This window comes from Cellulosimicrobium sp. G4 BAM 1002 (genome assembly GCF_057126935.1).
In genome coordinates, this window is sequence record NZ_CP182109.1 from 3,182,279 (window position 1) to 3,200,182 (window position 17,904).

The following is a 17,904-nucleotide window of genomic DNA, read 5'->3' on the forward strand; positions in this document are numbered from 1 at the left end:
GCAGTCGTCAGGCGTTCGCGGGGGCGGGCTCCTTCGGTGCGGTGGTCGGGCCCGCCGCAGGCGGGGTCTCGGGGGTCGAGGACCGGCGCCGGGACCGGCGCGGCAAGGCCGCGTAGGCGACGGCCGCGATGATGATCACGCCCTGGACGGCGGGACGGATCGTCGAGGGCAGGCTCAGCTGGTTGAACAGCGTGAACAGCGCCTCGAGGGTCAGCGCACCGGCCATCGCGGCGATCACGGTGCCGCGACCCCCGCCGAGGACCACGCCGCCGAGCACGACGGCCGTGATCGCCATGAACTCGAGACCCTGGCCCACCTGCGCGGTCACGCCGGCGTACCCGCCGATAAGGATCGCGGCGACCGTCGCCATGAGGCCGGAGAGCAGGAACGCCCTGGTCCGCACCCACCACACCGGGGAGCCGGAGTACGAGGCGGCGACGTCGTTGTCGCCGGTGGCGACGAGCGTGCGGCCGAACGGGCGACGCATGAGCAGCGCCGAGAGCACGCCCAGGACGACCACCACGAGCAGCGCGTACGGCACCTGGAACTGGCCCGGGGTGTCGGGGATGCCTCCCCGGCCCCACTGGCGGAAGCCCTCGGTGAGCGCACCGGTCGGCGCGCCGCCGGTCCACAGGCGGATCGCGCCGTACAGGACGAGCATCATGCCGAGCGTCGTGATGAACGACGGCACCTTGAGGAGCGTGGTCACGAGCCCGTTGACGAGCCCGACCGCGAGGCCGAACGCGATCATGAGCGCCATGACGGGCCACGTCATCGCCTCGTCGCCGTCCATGAGCTTGGCCGCGATGACGACCTGGGCACCGACGAGCGAGCCCACGGAGAGGTCGAACTCGCCGGACACGATGACGAAGTACTGGCCGATCGCGAGGATGACGAGCGGTGCCGCCTTCTTCACGAACGCCATGAGCGTCATCGGCTCGCCGAAAGACGGGTTCATCACGAGGATCACGACGAACACCAGGACGAGCAGGGCGAACACGGTCCAGCTCCCGCCTGCGGTGAGGCGCTCGAGCCAGCCGGCGCGCGGGGCGCGCGCGGGGATCGTCCGGCGCGGGGCGTCGGTGGTCATGCGGACGCACCTCCAGTGCGGGTGGGGCGGAAGCGGGCCCGGCTGCTCGCCGGGTCGATCTGGCGGCGGGCGTAGAGGGCGACGGCGGCGATGATGATGACGCCGCGCAGGACGTCCTTGAAGAACGGGTCGACGTCGAGCACGTTGAACACCGTGTCGAGCACGGCGAGGATGAGCACGCCCCCGACCGTCCCGACGACCGAGCCGCGTCCGCCCATGAGCAGCGTGCCGCCGAGCACGACGGCCGCGATGGAGTCGAGGTCGAGCCCGTACGAGTAGACGAGCGCGTTGCCCGTGCCGAAGCGTGCGGCGATGAGCAGCCCCGCGACGCCCGCGCAGACCGAGCACAGCACGTGCGCGAGGATCATGGTCCGGTCGGTCCGGATGCCCGAGAGGCGCGCGACGTCGGTGTTCCCGCCGACGGCGAACATGTGGTACCCGGGCCGGGTGCGCGTCAGCAGGACGACGCCGACCGCCGCGACGAGCAGCATGACGATCGTCGAGACCGGCACGGGGCCCACGCGCGTGTAGCCGAACATCTGGAAGGACGCGGGCACGTCGCCGGCCGGGCCCTTGAACTGGGTGTCGAGGTAGCCCTTGATGATGAGCCCGACGCCGAGCGTCGCGATGAACGAGTTGACCCGGAGCTTGGTGATGACGAGCCCGTTGACGAGCCCGACCACCGCCGCCACACCGAGCGCGGCGAGGACGCCGAGCCACACGCGCGACGGGTCGCCCGCCATGGTCGTCGCACCGACGATCGAGCTGAGCGCGACGACGTAGCCGACGGACAGGTCGAGCGACTTGCACAGGATGACGAAGGTCTGCCCGATGGCGACGAACCCGAGCAGGCTCGTCTGCGTGAGCATGTACGCCGTGTTGGCCGTGCTGAACAGGTTGCCGCCGCCGACGGCGACGAGCACGCCGGCGATCACGAGGATCCCGACGAGAGCGAGGTAGACGATCTCCGTCGACCCCAGGCGGCGCCGGCGCGAGGGCGCGCGGCGCGAGGTGGGGGCGGCGGTCGCGACCGCGGTGCTCATCGGTCCTCCTTCGGTTCGTGGGGCTCGGGGAGCGACTCCGCGTGGGCGACTGCGTCGAGGTCGACGTGCACGTGCTCGCCCGAGTCGGCGGAGTCGTCGCCCGCGCCCGTCGCGAGGGCCATGACGGTCTCCTCGTCGCTGCCGGCGGGGAGCTCGCCCGCGAGCCGGCCGTCGCGCATCACGAGGATGCGGTCCGCCATCGCGACGACCTCGGGCAGCTCCGAGGAGATGAACAGGACCGCCACGCCGCTCGCCGTGAGCTCGCGCATGAGGTCGTACACCGCGCGCTTGGCGCCGACGTCGATCCCGCGCGTCGGCTCGTCGAGCACGATGACCCGCGGGTTCGTGACGAGCCACTTCGCAAGGACGACCTTCTGCTGGTTGCCGCCCGACAGGTACTGGACCTCCGCCTCCTGCGAGCTCGCCACGAGCTCGAGCGAGGAGAGGATCCCCGGGATGCGCTTCGCACGCCGGTCCGCCTTGCCGGGCACCACGGAATCGAGCACGAGGCGGGCGTTGGCGAGGATCGACTGGCCGAGCGCGAGCCCCTCGGCCTTGCGGTCCTCGGTGACCAGGGCGAGGCCCTCGCGCACCGCCTGTCGCGGCGACCGGACGTCGACCGGACGGCCGCCCACGAGCACGCGGCCGCGCGTGAAGCCCGCCACGCCGAAGATGCCGTGCGCGATCTCGGTGCGGCCGGAGCCCTGGAGACCCGCGAGGGCGACGATCTCCCCCGCGCGGACCTCGAACGACACGTCGTCGACCTGCGTGTTCCCGGCTCCCTCGAGAGCGAGGAGCACGTCGCCGGGGACCGTCGACGGGTCCTTGTCCGGGAAGTAGCCCGCGAACTCGCGCCCGACCATGGTCCGCACGAGGCCGTCGGCGTCGATGTCCGCCGTCGGCGTGGTGAGGACGTGGTTGCCGTCCTTGAGGACCGTGATGGTGTCGCAGAGGTCGAAGATCTCCTTGAGCCGGTGCGACACGTAGAGGATCGCGACCCCGCGCTCCTTGAGCCGGTGCACGAGCTCGTAGAGGAGCTCGACCTCCTGGTCCGCGAGCGCGGCCGTCGGCTCGTCCATCGAGATGATGCGCGCGTCGTAGGAGACGGCCTTGACGATCTCGACGATCTGCTGCTGGGCGACCGAGAGCGAGCCGACGCGCGTCCACGACGCGAGGCCCGTGAGCCCGAGGTCGGCGAGGAGCGCGGTCGTGTCGGCGTGCATGCGCCGCGCGTCGACGAGGCCGGCGCGGCGCGGTTCGCGGCCGAGGTAGACGTTCTCGGCGACGGATCGCTCGGGCAGGAGGTTGAACTCCTGGAAGACGGTCGACACCCCGGCGTGCTGGGCGGCGAGCGGCGAGGCGAACGTCGTGGTCGCGCCGTCGAGCTCGATCGTCCCGGCGTCGGGGCGGTGCACCCCCGCGATGATCTTCATGAGCGTCGACTTGCCGGCGCCGTTCTCCCCGACCAGCGCGTGGACCTCACCGGGCCGCACGTCGAGGTCGATGCCGCGCAGCACGGAGTTGCCGAAGAACTCCTTGCCGATCCCCCGCAGTCGCAGGATCGGCTCGTCGCCGCCGTCCCCCGCCGCCGGCGGTCGGGGCTCGCGCGTCGTCGTCGCGGTCATGGCGTCACCTCTACCCATCCTCCGGAGCGCACCGACTCGCCGACGGCCGACGCGAGGCGTGCGGCGCGCAGACCGTCGTCGAACGTGGGCAGCCCGTCGGGGACGGTGCCGCCGATGGCCGTCGCCGTGTCCGCGACGAGCGCGTCGAAGCAGTCCTGGTAGCCCTGCGCGTGGCCCGCGGGCAGGCGCGAGTAGCGCGCGGCCGCCGCGGAGAGGGCCTCGGGGTCGCGCACGAGCAGGCGGGACGCGTCCCGGCGGCCCTCCCAGAGCGTCTCGGGCTGCTCCTGGTCGAACGAGAGCGTCGACTCCGACCCGGAGATCTCCAGGTAGAGGCGGTTCTTGCGGCCCGCCGAGACCTGCGAGATGACCGCGGTCCCGAGCGCCCCTCCGTCGGTCTGGTACTGGAGCGTCACGGCGTCCTCGGTCGCGACCTCGTGCACGACGCCGTCCGCACCACGCCGGCGCGGGTTCACGGTCGCGGACTGCGCGACGAGCCGGACGATGCGCTGCCCGGTGGTGAACTCGAGCAGGTCGCAGAAGTGGGAGCCGATGTCACCGAACGCGCGGCTGGAGCCGCCGAGCGCCGGGTCGACGCGCCAGTTGTCGTCGGAGTCGCGCAGGAGCCAGTCCTGCAGGTAGGAGCCGTGGACGAGCGAGACGGCGCCGACCTCGCCACGGCGGACACGCTCCCGCGCCTCTCGGACCATCGGGTGGAAGCGGTAGGCGAACGGCACGACGGCGACGCGTCCGTCGGCCGCACGGGCGTCGGCGGCGAGGCCGGCCAGCTCGACGGCGCCCGCGACGTCGACGGCGAGGGGCTTCTCGCACACGACGTGCTTGCCGGCCTCGAGCGCCGCGCGGGCGAGCGGGACGTGCAGGTGGTTGGGCGTGCACACGTGCACGACGTCGACCTCGGGGTCGGCGATCAGCTCCTCCGCCGAGCGCACCGCCCGGAGCGCGCCCAGTCCGGGCGCGGCCTCGCGCGCCGCGTCGAGGTCCGCCGCAGCGACGGCGACGACCTGGCCACCGCCGGCGCGGACCGCGCGGGCGTGCACTCCCCCCATGAAGCCGACCCCGAGGATGCCGGCGCGGTAGCCGGACGCGGGCAGGGCACCGTCGTCGGGTGCGCTCGCGGGAAAGGTTCGTCGGGCGGTCGTGGTGGCCCCTGGTGTGGTCGCTGTCGGGAAGGGCGCGTCCGGCTCCAGTACCGGGGTGCGCACGTCCTGCGCGACGTCGTCGGCTCGCATGGATGACAACGTAGGGGCACTTATGACGAGGGTCAAGCAAAAGCCGAACATTGCTCGTCACGGTTGAATAACCTAAGCCGCAAAACAAAAGTGAGCGCTCACACCGCTCGTGGACGCGCCACCGCCCCCGGCCAGGTGCGGGCCGAGGGCGGTGGCGCGTCGGACTCTTCTCCCCACCCGTCCGGGCGATGTCGCCGCCCGGACGGGAGAGCTGTCGCGCCGCGCTCGCGCGGCGCCGCACTACTTGGTCGAGAACGCGGCGTCGAACGCCGCCTCCGGGGCGTCGAACGCGTACTTCTTGACGAACTCGAGCGCCTCGGGGGCGCCGACGAGGCGGTCCATGCCGGCGTCCTCCCACTCGACCGAGATCGGGCCGTCGTAGCCGATGGTGTTGAGCATCCGGAACGCGTCCTCCCACGGCACGTCCCCGTGGCCGGTGGAGATGAAGTCCCAGCCGCGGCGCGGGTCGGCCCACGCGAGGTGCGAGCCCATGCGGCCGTTGCGGCCGTTGCCCATGCGCTTCTTCGTGTCCTTGCAGTCCACGTGGTAGATGCGGTCCTTGAAGTCCCACAGGAAGCTCACCGAGTCGATGTCCTGCCAGACCATGTGGCTCGGGTCCCAGTTGAGGCCGAACGCCTCGCGGTGCCCGATTGCCTCGAGCGTGCGGACCGTCGTCCAGTAGTCGTACGCGATCTCGCTCGGGTGCACCTCGTGCGCGAACCGCACGCCCACCTCGTCGAACACGTCGAGGATCGGGTTCCAGCGGTCGGCGAAGTCCTGGTAGCCGGCGTCGATCGCCTCCTGCGAGACGGGCGGGAACATCGCGACGTACTTCCAGATCGACGAGCCGGTGAACCCGACGACCGTCTTCACGCCCAGCTTCGCCGCGAGGCGGGCCGTGTTCTTCATCTCCTCCGCGGCGCGCTGGCGCACACCTTCGGGGTCGCCGTCGCCCCACACCACGTCGGGCAGGATGTCGCGGTGGCGCTGGTCGATCGGGTCGTCGCAGACCGCCTGGCCCTTGAGGTGGTTCGAGATCGCGTAGACCTTGAGGTCGTACTTCGCGAGCAGGTCGAGCTTGCCCTGCACGTACTCCTCGTCGTCCCACCGCCACGGGTCGAGGTGGTCGCCCCAGCAGGCGATCTCGAGCCCGTCGTAGCCCCATCCGGACGCGAGCCGGGCCACCTCCTCGAACGGCAGGTCGGCCCACTGGCCGGTGAAGAGGGTGATCGGTCGTGCCATGGTCGTGTCTCCTTCGGTCGATCTCGGTGAGGTGCCCGGGGTCACCGGGCGGACGTGCTGGTCAGGGGGCGGGAGCCGGTCCCGGACGTCGGGCCGGACCCGCCGGAGCGGCGGCGCACGACGACGACGGCGCCCGCGAGCAGGAGCGCGGCGACCACGGCCACGGCGATCCACACGCCGGCGCTCGTGGCGCCGTCGTCGGCCGCGCCGTCGGCCGCCTCGGCGTCGCCGGACGGGTCGCCCTCGGCGGCCGGGTCCCCGGCGGCTGCGCCGTCCTCCTCGGACTCGCCCTCCGCGGCCTGGTCCGGCTCGGGCAGGGGCACGACGTCGACCTGCGCGGTCGCCGTCGTCTCGGACGGTGTGGTGATGGTCGCCGTGAGGGTCCAGTTGCCCTCGGCGAGGACGCCGGGGTCCGACTTGTACCAGCCGACGCCCTCGGAGGCGGACAGGAGCGTCAGCGGGCCGACCGTCGCGCCGTCGGCGGACTGTGCGGTCACCGTGACGTCGGCGGCCTCCTCGACGGGGTGCCCGTCGAGCTTCCAGGTGAGGTTCGCCGACACCCCGCCCTGCCCGTCGGTGCCGAGCGAGATGACGACGTCGCCGCCGTGCGCCGTCGCCGGACCTGCGAGCCCCGTGACGACGAGCACTGCCCCGAGGATCGTGGCCAGGAGGACGCCCAGCGCGCGGACGGGCGAGCGGGACCCGCCGGAGGGTCGGAGCCGGCGCATGGGCCGGGAGGAACGGGACATCGGAGCTTCCCCTCGTCGTGCTGGACGGTACTGAGGTCGGTCGGTCGGTGGGTCGGTCGGTGGGTCGTGGTCCGGGGGCCGTGAAGCCCCCGGGTGCCCCGGCGCCGGGGCCGGAGCGCCCGTCCCGGGCGCCGGGGCCGGAGACCCGGAGGTCCCCGTCGTGCTCGTCGTTCGGGCAGCGTCCGGGCGGCCCGGCCGATGGGCCGCCCGTGCGCCGTGCGCCCGCGCGCCGAGCGCGGTGCCCGGCGGGCCGGTGCTCAGGGCACCGGCCCGCCGGAACCTGTCAGGAGCAGGCCCGAGCGGCGTAGTCGACCGTCTCGGAGAACGTCCTCCCCTCGGCGTCCGTCGCGGTCACCGTGACTGACCCTGCGTCCACCGTCGCCGCCCGCGAGGCGAACGACTGGTAGGCGTTGGCCCCGGGCGCCACGGCGGCGAACTCCTTCGACCCGAACGGGGTCTCGAGCGTCACCGCGAGCGGGACGGCGTCGCCGTTCGCCGCGCGGACCGCGACGAACACCTTGCCGGCCATGCAGCGGGTCTCGGCCGTGACCGTCACCGCGATCGGCTCGGGCTCTTCGTCGACCACCCGGAAGTGGCCGAACGACGCCGGAGCACCGGTGTCGGCCGCGGCGCCGAGCGCGAAGAGACCCACCTGGGCGCCGGCGGCCGGTGCGTTGGTCACGCTCTGGTCGAGCGTGGTCCACGTCGTGCCGTCCGCGCTGTACGCGCCGGTGAACGTGTCACCGGAGCGCGTGAGGCGCAGGTGCCACACGTCACCCGTGAGGCTCCCGGTCTGGGGCTGCGGGTTCTGCACGACGCCGCCGACCTCGCTGCGCAGCTCGATCCGGGCGTTCTTGGCCTGGCCCGCCGTGTTGTCGACGACGTAGTCGAGCTTGACGTAGTTGTCGTCGTCGCCGTAGACGAGCAGACCGCCCTGCTGGTACTGCCGGTCCAGCGCGGAGCCGTCGACCACGGTCTCGACCGTCCACTCCTCACCCGGCTGGTCCTGCAGCACCAGGTTCGGCACGGGACGGTTGTCGGTCCCGTAGATGTCGGTCGGGGTCGTGTCGATCTGCAGCGAGCCGTCCGCCAGGCGGTAGCCCGTCGGGTCCTCGTTCACGACCGTCCAGCGGCACGCGTCGAGCGCGTCGCCGTCGAACTCGTCGTCCGGCCCGGGGGCCGTCGCCGTGTCGTCGGGCGTGATGTGGAACCAGTCGAACTGCGCGTCGAGCACGGGGGACGCGGTGTTGTTCCCCTTGAGCGACACGAGGCCGATCTGCGCGTTCTCCAGGTCGGCGATCGACTTGGTCTGCGGCATCGTCGTGAAGGTGACGCCGTCGGCCGAGTACGCCGCCCGGAGGTTCTGCCCGTCGCTGACGAACCGCACGTAGACCGTGTCGGGGTAGGCGGCGCCGAGCGCGGCCGAGTTGGACTCGCCGACCTCGTTCGGGGCGGCGTTCTCCTCCCGGATGAACTGGAAGATGCGCGTGGCCGGGTCGGCGGCAGCCGACCTGCCCTGGATCACCATCTTCGCGTAGTTGTCCTGGTCCTCCCAGATGAGCAGACCCGCCTGCTGGTACTGCTGGCGAGCCGGCAGCGTGAGCTTGGCCGTGGCCGTGAACGGCCCGTCCGGCAGGTCCTGGAGCACCAGGTTCGGCACCGTCGTGTTGCCGGTCCCGTAGAAGTCGGTCGCCGTCGTGGGCACCACGAGCTGACCGTCCGCCACGGCGAGGTTCTGGTCACGGTTCAGCACCGTCCAGCGGTCCTCGTCGAGCTCCGTGCCGAGGAAGTCGTCCGAGCGGCCCGAGAAGCACATCCCCGGGTCGACCTGCTCGGCCTCGACCGTCACGGTCGTGTACTCGACCGAGTACGCGCCGCGCGCGTCCGTGGCCCGCACCTGGAGCCGGTACTCGCCCGGCTCGTCGTACGTGACCTCGAACGAGTCGGTGCCGTCGACGAAGCCGTCGCCCAGCCCCGCGTCCCACGCGAACGTGATCGCGTCGGCCTCGGGGTCGGAGGCGGTCGCCGTGGCCGTCACCGTGAGCGGGGCGGTGCCCGTCGTCGGCGTGACCTCGAACGAGTCGATCGTCGGCCGGACGTTGTCCGTCACGCCGCGCCCGTTGACGACCATCCAGTTGACGTTCGACTGGCCGGCGGTCTGGACGAAGTACAGCGTGCCGGTGCCCGACGGGACGTCGTGCAGCTCGGCCGTGACGTCCGAGTAGGTCTGCCACGCACCGGCGGGAACCGTGAGGCTGCCGATCTCCGGACCCTCCGGGTCGTCCCAGCGCAGCGAGATGCTGCCGCCCGGCTCCGACGCCGCACGCAGCGTGATCGAGTCGACGCCGCTGAGCGAGACCGGCTCGTGAGCCCACCAGTCGCCCACCTCGATGAACCCGATGTTCAGGCCGCCGCCCGCGGTGTCACCCGTGGTCTCGGTCTGCACGCCGGGGTCGCCGGCGCTCGTGGATCCCTCGAGACGCCCCGTGCCCGTGAAGAACTCCGACTGGAGCAGCTTCGGCTGCAGGACCTGCAGGTCGTTCGACGTCAGCGGCACGCCGACCTCGCCGCCGTCGTCGGAGTACATCGCCTCGACCACCCAGAAGATGTTCGACTCGATGCCGTGGCCCTCGTCACGCGCCGTCTGGAGCGTGCCCGAGCAGCCCGTGAGCTCCTCCATGGGGTGAGCGTGCGAGTCGTGGCCGAGCGACGTGAACAGCTTCACGTCGTCGCACGTCACGACGCCGTCGGGGTCCTCGACCGCGATCTCGTACTTGACCTGGTCGCCCCACTCGAAGAACCCGCCGTTCTCGGGGAACGTGATCGAGACGGTCGGGGCCTGGTTGCCCACGACGATCGAGACGTTCGCGACGCCGACGGCGCCCGCCTCGTCCGTCGCGACGAGCTGCGCGGTGTAGCTGCCGTTCTCGGTGTACGTGTGCACCGGGTTCGCCTCGGTGGACGGCGCGGAGCCGTCGCCGAAGGTCCACTGCAGCGTGACCGGGTCGCCCGCCGGGTGGCGTGTGCCCTCCGAGGAGAACTGCACCGTCAGCGGTGCGGCACCGCTCGTCACGTCCGCGCTCGCGCGGGCGATCGGGGCGGGGTCGCCCTGGACGTAGTTGACCTTGTAGACGCCGCTCGAGTCGTTGTTCCCGCCGAAGCCGGAACCCCAGTCGATGACGTACAGCGCGCCGTCGGGGCCGAAGTCGAAGTCCATGGGCCGGTCGAAGCCGGCCGACGGGTCGAAGATCTCCGGGAGCACGCGGTTGATGTCGACGAGGTCGTCTCGCTTCTCGCCGTCGAGCTGGAACGAGTAGACCTTGCCCTGGTTCCACTCACCGAACAGGGCCTTGCCGTCCCAGTACTCCGGCCACTTGACGTCCGACGCGAGCTCGGGGTCGTAGTCGTACACCGGCCCGCCCATCGGGGCGCCACCGCCGCCGATCTCCGGGAAGCTCGGGTTGCCGCCGTAGCCGTACCAGACCTCGGCCTCGATCGCTCCGGGCAGCTGCTGCAGGCCCGTGTTGTTGGGCGAGTTGTTGATCACGCCGGCGGCGCAGTCGAACGCCGCGCCCGACTGGCCCGTGGCGAAGTCGTAGTCGACGTAGCTGTTGTTCGCGCCCGTGCAGTACGGCCAGCCGTAGAAGCCCGGGTCGCTCACGACGTTCCACTCGACCGTGCCGGCCGGGCCGCGCGTCGCGCTGGCGCTGCCGGCGTCGGGGCCGTAGTCCCCGACGAGCACGTTGCCCGTCGAGGGATCGACACCGATGCGGAACGGGTTGCGGAAGCCCATCGCGAAGATCTCGGGCTTCGTCTGCGCCGTGCCCGGCGCGAACATGTTCCCCTCGGGGATCGTGTACGTGCCGTCGTCCTCCGGGTGGATCCGCAGGACCTTGCCGCGCAGGTCGTTCGTGTTGGCCGACGTGCGCTGCGCGTCGTAGTTCGCCCGACCCGCGCGCTCGTCGATCGGCGCGTAGCCGCCCGACTCGAACGGGTTGGAGTTGTCTCCGGTGACGACGACGAGGTTGCCCTCGGCGTCGAAGACCATGTCGCCGCCCGCGTGGCAGCACGTCTCGCGCTGCGTCGGGACCTTGAGCACGGCCTTCTCGGACGCGACGTCGACCGACTTGGACGTCGCGTCGTAGTCGAAGCGCGAGACCCGGTTGTGCGGGCCGTCCGCGCCGACGTCCTGGGGCGACCAGAAGAGGTACACCCAGCCGTTGGTCGCGAAGTCGGGGTCGAGCACGACGCCCGTCAGGCCGTCCTCGTTCGCCTGCGTGACCGGGAGGGTCGCCGCCGTCGTGGTCTGGTTCGTCGCCGGGTCGATGACGCGCACGCGTCCGTCCCGCTCGACGTAGAAGACCGTCCCGTCCGGGGCGACGTCGAGCATCATCGGGTTCGCGGTGTTCTCGTCGAGCGGCACCATCTCGAAGCTGTCGCTCTGCGTCGCGTTGCAGTCCGAGGGGACGACGCCCGCCGCGGTCTGGATGCCGCCGAGCAGGTGCTGGAGGAACTCCGGCTCCGCGTACGACTGGTCGGTGTGACCGCCGCCGGAGTACCACGAACGACCGCCGTCGTAGACCTGGCACCAGGCGATCGGGTGGTCGGCACCCATGGCGCCCGAGCCGGCGGAGTACGACGTCTCGTCGAGGCTCGCGAGCACGTGCACCGTGTCGCGCGGGTTCGTCCGGTAGTTGTACCACTCGTCGAAGCGGTCCCAGCGCGCCGGGAGGTGCGCCGTCGACTCGTGCGCGTGGTCCTCGACCTTGACGGTCGCGTCCTGGTTCTGCGGGTGGCTGTTGAAGTACGCGCCGACCAGCTCCCCGTACCAGGGCCAGTCGTACTCGGTGTCGGACGCCGCGTGGATGCCCGCGTACCCGCCGCCGTTCTGGATGTAGCGCTCGAACGCGGCCTGCTGGTCGTCGTTGAGGACGTCACCGGTCGTGGACAGCCACACGACGGCGTCGTACTGCGCGAGGTTGTCGTCGGTGAACGCCCCCGCGTCCTCCGTCGCGGTGACTCCGAAACCGTTATCGGCACCGAGCTGCTGGATCGCCGCGATCCCCGCGGGGATCGAGCCGTGCCGGAAGCCGGCGGTCTTGCTGAACACGAGCACGTCGAACGGGACGGTGTCGGCGGCCGCGGCGACAGGTGCCGCTGCGACGCCCGAGGGCGCCGGTGCGGCAGTCGCCGACGTCGCCGCCGCCATGGTCAGGGGTAGAGCGACCGCTGCCGCGGCGAGAGCCGCGACCGTGCGCCTCATGGCGAGCGATCCTCCTAGCACGTTTCTCACAAGGTCTCCTCGTCGAGATGGGGAACTGTGCTGCGCTCCGCCGGGTCGGCGCCATCGGCCTGCCGTCCGTCCCGGGCTCGTCGGCGGATATCACGTGCTCCGCCGGGCACCTCCTGCGCCGCGCACGCCGCGCGGTCCTACCTCCTCTCACCGGTCCACTCGCCGGTCCGGCCGCCGGACGCGCACCTGTGCGCGCCGGCGACCGGACCGTGCCCTGGCGACGGCTAGGGCTCTACCCAGCCGCCCGACGCCGCGCTGCGCTCGACCGCGTCGAGCACCCGCTGGACCACGAGCCCGTCGGCGAACGTCGGCGCGGGCTGCGTCCCTGCCGCGATCCCCTCGACCAGGTCGACGACCTGGTGGGTGAACGCGTGCTCGTACCCGAGCCCGTGGCCGGCCGGCCACCAGTGCCCGACGTACGCGTGCTGCGGCTCCGTGACGACGATGCGCCGGAACCCGGCGATCGCCGGGTCGTCCGCGGCGTCGAAGAAGTGCAGGACGTTCATGTCCTCGAAGTCGAACGCGAACGAACCCTTCGACCCGTTGACCTCGAGGCGGATCGCGTTCTTGCGCCCGTAGGCGAACCGGGTGGCCTCGAAGGTCCCGATGCCGCCGCCGGACAGGCGCGCGAGGAAGATCGCCGCGTCGTCCACGGTGACGGGCCCGCGCTCGGTGCCGCCCTGGCCGGACAGCCCCGCGAAGTCGGTCGCGACGGGACGCTCGGTCACGAAGGTCTCCAACAGACCGGAGACGCTCGTGATCCGCTCCCCCGTGATGAACTGCGCGAGGTCGATGACGTGCGCCCCGATGTCGCCGAGCGCGCCGCTGCCGGCCTTGGCCTTGTCGAGCCGCCACGACAGGGGCGCGTCCTCGTCGGCGATCCAGTCCTGGAGGTACTGCGCGCGGACGTGCCGGATCGTCCCGATCTGCCCGTCCGCGACGAGCTGGCGCGCGAGCTGGATCGCGGGCACGCGGCGGTACGTGAATCCGACCATCGCCACCTGGCCGCGCGCGGCGGCCGCCTCGGCGACCGCGACCATCTTCTCGGCCTCGGCCACGGTGTTCGCGAGCGGCTTCTCGCACAGCACGTGCTTTCCGGCCTCGAGCGCGGCGATCGCGATCTCGGCGTGCGTGTCACCGGGCGTGCACACGTCGACCAGGTCGACGTCGTCCCGCGCGACGAGCGCCTGCCAGCTGGTCTCCGTGGACTCCCAGCCGAGGCGCTGCGCCGCCGCGGCGAGCGCCTCCGGGTTGCGGCCGCCCAGGACCCGCATGCGCGGCTCGAGAGGGAGGTCGAAGAACCGGGGGGCCGTCCGCCAGGCCTGCGAGTGCGCTGCCCCCATGAACGAGTACCCGACCATGCCGACGCCGAGCTGCGCGGCGTTGCTTCCTGCCATGACGTTCCTTCCGTGCGCACCGGGTGCGCGTGACGTACGCGCGCCCACGGTCCGGCCGGGTGGTCACCCCGGGCGGACCGTGGGCGCGATCCGCGTGCTGCTGGTCTGGCTCGGGACTCAGGAGTCGAACGCGGTCGGCAGGTACTGCTCGACGTTCTCCTCGGTCACGACCGGCGCGAAGAGCTGGACCGTGCGGGGCACGCCCGACGAGGCGAGGTCGCTCATGCTCTTCTCGTGCGCGACGAGGCGGGCGAGCTTGATGCCGTCAGCGGCCTGGGTCGACGGGTAGACGACCGTGGCCTGCAGGACCGAGTCGCCGGCCTGGATGTGCTCCATGACCTGCTTCGAGCCGGCGCCGCCGACCATGAAGAACTCGTCGCGGCCCGCGTTCTCGATCGCGGAGAGCACGCCGACGCCCTGGTCGTCGTCGTGGTTCCAGATGGCGTCGATCTGCGGCGCGGCCTGGAGCAGGTTGGCCGTCGCGGCCTCGCCACCCTGGACGGTGAAGTCGGCGGCGACGCGGTTGTCGACGTCGAGTCCGCAGTCGGCCAGCGCGTCCTCGAAGCCCTGGCTGCGGTCCTGGGTGAGCGGCAGCGAGTCGATGCCGGCGATCTCCGCCACGACGGCGTCGGGGTTGTCGCCGAGCTGCTCGCAGATGTACTGGCCGGCGCTCACGCCCATGCCGTAGTTGTCGCCGAGCACCGTGGCGCGGGCCGCGAACGGGCTGGAGAACTCGCGGTCGACGTTGATGACGGGGATCCCGGCCTCCATCGCCTTGGTCGCGACGTCGGTGAGCGCCGCGCCGTCGAACGGCAGGAGCACGATCGCGTCGACGCCGTCGTTGATGAAGCCCTCGATCTGGCTGATCTGGACGTTGACGTCGTTCGTGCCGTCGGCGACACGGAGCTCGACGTCCTCGTACTCGGCGGCCTCGGCCTCCGCGGCGGTCGTGATGGCGCCCATCCAGCCGTGGTCGGCGGCGGGGGCCGAGAAGCCGATGACGATCTCGTCGCCGGCGGCGTCGTTGTCGGAGACGGCCTCGTTCGCGCTCCCGCCCCCGTCACCCTCGGCGGTGTCCTCGGTCGTGGGGGTGTTGGAGGTGCACGCCGTGGCGATCAGGGCGATCGACGCGGCGGAGACCGTCGCGAGCGTGATGCGGCGGCGGAGGGTGGTGCGTGCGGACATGGGATCTCCTTCGATGCTGTCCTGCTGGAGGAACTGTGCGGAACTGCGGGGGTGGTGTCGGTGACGAGAGGCGCTGCGAGAGCGCATGGTGCGGGGCTAGGTGGTCCGCCGGGAGAGGCGCTGCTGGAGCAGCACCGCGCCCACGATGATCGCGCCCTTGGCGATCTGCTGGACCGAGCTGTCGATGTTGTTGATGATGAAGACGTTGGTGAGCGTCGTGAAGATGAGGACGCCCAGGACCGTCCCGACGATCGTGCCGCGGCCGCCTGCGAGGAGCGTGCCGCCGACGACCACCGCGGCGATCGTGTCGAGCTCGAGTAGCAGGCCGTTCGTCGAGGAGCCTGCGCTCGTGCGGGCGAGGATCATGACGCCGGCGATCCCCGCGGTGAGCCCCGAGAGCGCGTAGACGTACACGAGGTGTCGCTTGACCTTGATGCCGGCCAGGCGAGCGGCCTCGGCGTTGCCGCCGACGGCGACCGTCCGGCGGCCGAACGTCGTGCGGTTGAACAGGAACCAGCCGAGCACGGCGACGATCGCGAAGATCCACACGATCTTCGGGATGCCGATGAGGTTGCCCTTGAAGATGTCGTTGAACGCGTCGACCTCGACGATCTGCGTGCGCTTCTGCGCGATGAGCTCGGCGAGTCCACGTGCCGCGACGAGCATCGCGAGCGTCGCGATGAACGCCACGACCCTCCCGTAGGCGATGATCAGCCCGTTGAGGAGCCCGGCGCCGATGCCGACCGCGAGCGCGCAGATGACCATGACGACCCAGCCGTACGACTGGGTCGCGAGCGTGGTCGCCCAGACGGAGGCGAGACCGAGCACGGAGCCGACCGACAGGTCGATGCCGCCGGTCGTGATGACGAAGGTCATCCCGATGGCCACGACGCCCGTGACCGACCCGAGGCTGAGGATGGTCATGAGGTTGCTGACGCTCAGGAACCGCTCGCCGCCCGTCGCGAAGCCCACGACGCACAGGAGCAGCAGCGCGACGACGAGGCCGATGTTCCGACCCGCCGCCCCGGACATGAACCCGCCCTTGCGGCGCTCGCTCGCGGCCCTCTCGACCCGGGCCGACTCGTCGGCGTCCGGCTTGTCCGTCGGCACCGATGCCGACACGTGCTGCTCGCTCACGCGACACTTCCTTCCATGACCATGTCGAGCACCTGGTGCTCGTCGATGGAGCTCGAGGGCCCCTCGTGCACGACGCGACCCTCGGAGACGACGAGGACGCGGTCGGCGAGGCCGAGGACTTCGGGGATCTCGCTGGACACGACGACGACGGCGGCACCCTCGTCGGCGAGCCTGCGGATGAGGGCGTAGATCTCGGCGCGCGCGCCGACGTCGACGCCGCGCGTGGGCTCGTCGAGGAGCAGCACGCGGCAGCCGTGGACCAGCCAGCGGGCGAGCATCGCCTTCTGCTGGTTACCGCCGGACAGGGTGCGGATGGCTCGGTCGACGCCGGCCGGACGCAGCTCGAGCGAGTCGGCCTGCTCCTTGGCCGCCTTGCGCTCGGCGCCCTCGTCGAGGAGGCCGAAGCGGGCGAAGCGCGAGAACGTCGAGAGGGTGACGTTGCGGTAGACGGGCTCGTCGAGGAGCAGGCCCTGGCTCTTGCGCTCCTCGGGCGCGAGCCCGATCCCGGCGTCCACGGCCGAGGCCACGGACCCGGCGCGCAGCTTCTTGGAGTCGACGGTGACGGTGCCCGCCGTCGCGCGGCGCGCTCCGTAGATCGTCTCGATGATCTCTGAGCGGCCGGCCCCCACGAGACCGGCGAGGCCGACGATCTCCCCCGCGCGCACCTGGAGCGACACGTCCTGGAACGTGCCGCGCAGGCTCAGCCCCGAGACGTCGAGGACGACGGGCGCCTCGTCGGGGAGCTCGGACGCGTCGGGGAAGACGTACTCGACGGAGCGCCCCGTCATGAGCGTGATGAGCTTCTGCGTCGGGGTCTCGGAGACCGGGAGGTTCTGCGCGACGGTCCGGCCGTCCTTGAGGACGGTGATGCGGTCGCCGATCTCGCGGATCTCCTCGAGCCGGTGCGAGATGTAGACGACGGCGACCCCGGCCTTCGTCAGGTCCTTGACCACGCGGAAGAGGTTGCCCACCTCCTCGGAGTCGAGCACCGCGGACGGCTCGTCCATGATGATGACGCGCGCGTCGTGGGACAGGGCCCGCGCCATGGAGACGATCTGCTTGCCGGCCGCCGAGAGGTTGCCGACCTCCTGGTTGGGCGACACCTCGGAGTGCCCGAGGCGCTTGAGGATCGCCCGCGTACGGCGCACGGCCTCGCGCCGCTGGGAGAATCCCGCGGTCGCGAGCTCGTGGCCCAGGTAGACGTTCTCCGCGACGGTCAGCCCGTCCACGACGTCGAGCTCCTGGTACATCGTCGCGACGCCGTGCCGCAGCGCGGCGACGGGGTCGGAGATGCTGATGGGCTCGCCGTCGAGGAGGATCTGGCCCTCGGTGGGCTGGTGGGCGCCGGCGAGGACCTTGATGAGCGTCGACTTTCCGGCGCCGTTCTGCCCGAGGAGGCAGTGGACCTCGCCGGGGAGGATCTCGAGGTCCACCCCGTCGAGCGCACGGGCTCCGGGGAAGACTTTGACGATGCCCTGCATCTGCAGGAGCGGCTGGGGAGGGTCTGCAGTGACCATGTCGGTGAACCTAGCGGACCTTTTGCCGAGCGTCAATCATAAGCCCCGCCCCTTTTGCTCTTGTTACCGCCTTGTGACCGGCAAAAGTGACAGCGCGGTCAGCAGCCGGGGGAGCGCTTCCAGCCGGTGTGGCGCTGTGAAGCCCGTCGCAGACCCGGGATGGGAGGCGGCCGTTTCGCTGGGGGATGTCTCGTCGAGAGCGCTAGGGCGGTGAACACACCCTGCGCGACGGGCGGGAACGCCCGGACGGGAGGCCTTCGTCGGTCTCCGCACTTACGACGACGTCCATGTCGCCTTGAGAGGGGACGATAGGGTACCTTTTGGCGATCGTCAAGCAAAAGCCGGGTGACTCGTCCGCTCCGACGGACGACCGATGAGA

The 17,904-nt window shown here is 71.5% G+C and carries 11 protein-coding genes; all 11 read right to left on the reverse strand.

Translation table 11 applies throughout. The features are described from left to right. Nucleotides 1-7: 7 nt before the first annotated feature. On the reverse strand, nucleotides 8-1,090 hold the full coding sequence (locus ACMXGY_RS14420) for an ABC transporter permease (RefSeq protein WP_483773671.1): 1,083 nt from the start codon (nucleotides 1,088-1,090) through the stop codon (nucleotides 8-10). Beyond that, nucleotides 1,087-2,133 carry an ABC transporter permease gene (locus tag ACMXGY_RS14425; protein WP_483773672.1) on the reverse strand — a complete coding sequence of 349 codons (1,047 nt, stop codon included), beginning with the start codon at nucleotides 2,131-2,133 and terminating at the stop codon, nucleotides 1,087-1,089. Before ACMXGY_RS14425 ends, ACMXGY_RS14420 begins: the two co-directional genes overlap by 4 nt. Beyond that, nucleotides 2,130-3,758: a sugar ABC transporter ATP-binding protein gene (locus tag ACMXGY_RS14430; RefSeq protein WP_483773673.1), complete on the reverse strand. Its 1,629-nt coding sequence runs from the start codon at nucleotides 3,756-3,758 to the stop codon at nucleotides 2,130-2,132. Before ACMXGY_RS14430 ends, ACMXGY_RS14425 begins: the two co-directional genes overlap by 4 nt. Then, nucleotides 3,755-5,005 carry a Gfo/Idh/MocA family protein gene (locus ACMXGY_RS14435; RefSeq protein ID WP_483773674.1) on the reverse strand — a complete coding sequence of 417 codons (1,251 nt, stop codon included), beginning with the start codon at nucleotides 5,003-5,005 and terminating at the stop codon, nucleotides 3,755-3,757. Before ACMXGY_RS14435 ends, ACMXGY_RS14430 begins: the two co-directional genes overlap by 4 nt. A 240-nt stretch (nucleotides 5,006-5,245) precedes the next feature. After that, a complete protein-coding gene (locus ACMXGY_RS14440; RefSeq protein WP_483773675.1) occupies nucleotides 5,246-6,247 on the reverse strand; it encodes a sugar phosphate isomerase/epimerase family protein in 1,002 nt (333 codons plus the stop codon). Nucleotides 6,248-6,288: 41 nt separating this feature from the next. Next, nucleotides 6,289-6,996: a hypothetical protein gene (locus ACMXGY_RS14445; protein WP_483773676.1), complete on the reverse strand. Its 708-nt coding sequence runs from the start codon at nucleotides 6,994-6,996 to the stop codon at nucleotides 6,289-6,291. 283 nt (nucleotides 6,997-7,279) lie between these two features. Further along, a complete protein-coding gene (locus tag ACMXGY_RS14450) occupies nucleotides 7,280-12,259 on the reverse strand; it encodes a ThuA domain-containing protein (RefSeq protein WP_483773677.1) in 4,980 nt (1,659 codons plus the stop codon). A 254-nt stretch (nucleotides 12,260-12,513) separates the two neighbouring features. Further along, complete coding sequence (locus ACMXGY_RS14455; RefSeq protein ID WP_483773678.1) at nucleotides 12,514-13,686, reverse strand: Gfo/Idh/MocA family protein; 1,173 nt, start codon at nucleotides 13,684-13,686, stop codon at nucleotides 12,514-12,516. Between the two features lie 117 nt (nucleotides 13,687-13,803). After that, nucleotides 13,804-14,871, reverse strand: a complete 1,068-nt coding sequence (locus ACMXGY_RS14460; protein WP_483773679.1) for a substrate-binding domain-containing protein — start codon at nucleotides 14,869-14,871, stop codon at nucleotides 13,804-13,806. A 96-nt stretch (nucleotides 14,872-14,967) separates the two neighbouring features. Beyond that, nucleotides 14,968-16,008, reverse strand: a complete 1,041-nt coding sequence (locus ACMXGY_RS14465; protein WP_483773680.1) for an ABC transporter permease — start codon at nucleotides 16,006-16,008, stop codon at nucleotides 14,968-14,970. After that, nucleotides 16,005-17,525, reverse strand: coding sequence for a sugar ABC transporter ATP-binding protein (locus ACMXGY_RS14470; RefSeq protein WP_483773681.1), 1,521 nt, complete (start codon nucleotides 17,523-17,525; stop codon nucleotides 16,005-16,007). The genes ACMXGY_RS14465 and ACMXGY_RS14470 overlap by 4 nt, the downstream gene beginning before the upstream one ends. Nucleotides 17,526-17,904: the final 379 nt, after the last annotated feature.

What these genes read in the sequence shown, in the direction of transcription:
- ACMXGY_RS14430 (WP_483773673.1), bottom strand. Translation starts at nt 3,758, where the DNA reads ATGACCGCGACGACGACGCGCGAGCCCCGACCGCCGGCGGCGGGGGAC.
- ACMXGY_RS14460 (WP_483773679.1), bottom strand. Translation starts at nt 14,871, where the DNA reads ATGTCCGCACGCACCACCCTCCGCCGCCGCATCACGCTCGCGACGGTC.
- ACMXGY_RS14470 (WP_483773681.1), bottom strand. Translation starts at nt 17,525, where the DNA reads ATGGTCACTGCAGACCCTCCCCAGCCGCTCCTGCAGATGCAGGGCATC.
- ACMXGY_RS14445 (WP_483773676.1), bottom strand. Translation starts at nt 6,996, where the DNA reads ATGTCCCGTTCCTCCCGGCCCATGCGCCGGCTCCGACCCTCCGGCGGG.
- ACMXGY_RS14440 (WP_483773675.1), bottom strand. Translation starts at nt 6,247, where the DNA reads ATGGCACGACCGATCACCCTCTTCACCGGCCAGTGGGCCGACCTGCCG.
- ACMXGY_RS14425 (WP_483773672.1), bottom strand. Translation starts at nt 2,133, where the DNA reads ATGAGCACCGCGGTCGCGACCGCCGCCCCCACCTCGCGCCGCGCGCCC.
- ACMXGY_RS14420 (WP_483773671.1), bottom strand. Translation starts at nt 1,090, where the DNA reads ATGACCACCGACGCCCCGCGCCGGACGATCCCCGCGCGCGCCCCGCGC.
- ACMXGY_RS14450 (WP_483773677.1), bottom strand. Translation starts at nt 12,259, where the DNA reads ATGAGGCGCACGGTCGCGGCTCTCGCCGCGGCAGCGGTCGCTCTACCC.
- ACMXGY_RS14435 (WP_483773674.1), bottom strand. Translation starts at nt 5,005, where the DNA reads ATGCGAGCCGACGACGTCGCGCAGGACGTGCGCACCCCGGTACTGGAG.
- ACMXGY_RS14455 (WP_483773678.1), bottom strand. Translation starts at nt 13,686, where the DNA reads ATGGCAGGAAGCAACGCCGCGCAGCTCGGCGTCGGCATGGTCGGGTAC.